The sequence below is a fragment of the Rhizobium pantanalense genome (genome assembly GCF_030182525.1).
Classification (GTDB): domain Bacteria; phylum Pseudomonadota; class Alphaproteobacteria; order Rhizobiales; family Rhizobiaceae; genus Rhizobium.
Map to the genome: position 1 here is coordinate 1 of NZ_JAQJCH010000065.1, position 379 is coordinate 379.

Annotated in this window: 1 tRNA gene; it reads right to left on the reverse strand. The window is 55.4% G+C overall.

The features are described 5' to 3' along the window. Positions 1-283: 283 nt before the first annotated feature. Positions 284-360, reverse strand: a tRNA-Met gene (locus tag PH558_RS34150). Positions 361-379: the final 19 nt, after the last annotated feature.

Here is a 379-nt window from a genome sequence, read left to right on the forward strand (position 1 = left end):
AAGCAGCGCGATGCTCGTGCCGGTGCCGGAGCAATGCTGCATTCTGGAATCTGAAGAGTAAGAGACACGCTGAGCTAGGATTGCCATCGAAGAAGAAGTCTTGGCGGGAGCGATATTGTTCTTGGGGGGGAAGGAAGATTGGTTTTGGGGCAGGATTTGAGCCATTCGCGTTGCTCACCCTTCAGGTTATGGTGAGCTTTAGCGAACGATGAGCTACCGATCGCCAAGGGAAAGCGAAGCTTTTCCGCCCGCGATAGCTGATCCTGGTAACTTTTTTTGTAATTGGTTGCGGGGGCAGGATTTGAACCTGCGGCCTTCAGGTTATGAGCCTGACGAGCTACCGGGCTGCTCCACCCCGCGCCAGCGCAAATCGCGGAGC